Genomic DNA, 1,701 nt, shown 5'->3' with positions numbered 1-1,701 from the left:
CTTTTAAGGATTGAATTAACGTTACGCCTGACAATGGCGGCGGGGCTGAATAGACATCATAACCTGCAAATTCACCTTTTACGGGAGCACTTTTCATAACGGTGTAATTGCTCAAGTCTGATTTGGTTAATTCCTTTACGCCGTCCGCGAGTTTATCAGAAATATCCCCGGAGTAAAATGCGCCTGAACCTTCTGATTGAATGCTTCTTAGAGTTTTGGCTAATTCTTTTTGTTTTAATGTTTCATTCGGTTGAATCGGCTCTCCATCAGGAAAAAAATGATCTAATTTCTTAACGGGCATGCGCTGAGCATTATCCTCCAATCGCTGTGTAAGGTGCTCATCCACCTTAAACCCATCTTCTGCAAGTGCAATGGAAGGCTCCAAAAGTTTTTCCATGTCCATGGATCCAAAATCAGAATGAGCTGCCTCGAGACCCTTAACGAGGCCTGGAACTCCAAATTTATTTGAAGGGGCTGCGCCTGAAATCGGTGCTGTTTCCCTATATTGGTAAATAACCGGATCCTGCTCTTCGTCCGCAGGGTGAATCAGCATAGCTCCCCCTCCTCCGATGCCTGACCCATAGGGTTCAACGACACCAAGGGCATAGGAAACAGCAACGGCTGCGTCGACAGCGTTGCCGCCCTTTTCGAGGACTTCCATGCCAGCTTTAACCGCTAGAGGATGGGACGAACTTACTCCGTATGCCTCCGTAGTGCCGGTAGTTGGAGAAGATTGGATCCCATAGGCAGGAGACTTTTCCATTCCTTGGTTACTAATAAAGTAAGTTACAGCCGCTGCGGTTATAATGATTAGTATCATAAGAATAGAAAGGATTTTCTTATTCATCCTCTTCTAATTCTCTTTCTTCTAAAATGGAAGAGTGGTCAACTTCGATCACCAGTTTTCCATTTTCTACTGTGAAGTTCGATTCAGGCTCTCCTCGTTTTAATTGAGTAAAGATTTTCTTTTGATTGTATTTATTATTGGTCACGGCAGGACGCGATTCCCGAATCCGCATAGGTAAGATTTCAAACCTGCCCGTTCCATCTTCCATCAAGTCATAGTTAACTAAAGCACTATCTCTTGTGCGGGACCAGCCTTGATCAAAGATAAAGTTTCCAAGGCTGTAGAAAATCACTGAATTATCATATACCTCGACCGGAGACAATACATGAGGGTGGTGGCCTATAATGACATCTGCACCGGCACCCACGATCGCCTTTGCCATTTCCTGCTGTCTTGGGTGAGGTTTGTTATCATACTCTGCTCCCCAGTGGATGTTAACGACCACCATATCTGCATTTTCCTTCGCCTCTCTTACAAGAGGTAGAAAAGACTCAGGGTCTGCAGCGGCAATTCCTGGATTATATTCCAAAGCTCGAAAACCTGACACATAGACATCAGAAAAGCCCAGGGTCGCTATTTTTAACCCATTGGTTTCCTGATAGTCAATCTGCTGGGCAGCTTCCAGATCTTTACCGGCACCTACAAAATCAAGGTCTTTATCTTCAAAAGTTTGAACCGTGTCAAGCAGCCCTTCAGGTCCGAAGTCCATGGCGTGGTTGTTAGCTAGATTCACGTTTGAGAAGTTTGCATCTTTTAAAGCTTCTACGGCACTTGGATCTGTACTCAAATGAATAGATTTATCGATTTCGTCATAACTTTTTCCCTGCAGTGTCACAGGGTTTTCAAAATTCCCC

2 protein-coding genes are annotated in these 1,701 nt (G+C 44.4%); both read right to left on the bottom strand.

Features of this window, described 5'->3' with window-relative positions; all coding sequences use genetic code 11:
• On the bottom strand, positions 1–847 hold an 847-nt coding region (locus WAM07_RS09375), incomplete at its 3' end, for a gamma-glutamyltransferase (protein ID WP_422166301.1).
• The coding region (locus WAM07_RS09370; RefSeq protein ID WP_422166299.1) for a CapA family protein at positions 840–1,701 on the bottom strand (862 nt) is incomplete at its 5' end. The genes WAM07_RS09370 and WAM07_RS09375, both read right to left, overlap by 8 nt.

The organism is Halobacillus sp. (assembly GCF_049282395.1).
GTDB lineage: Bacteria > Bacillota > Bacilli > Bacillales > Halobacillaceae > Halobacillus.
This window is presented reverse-complemented; position numbering and strand designations above follow the sequence as displayed.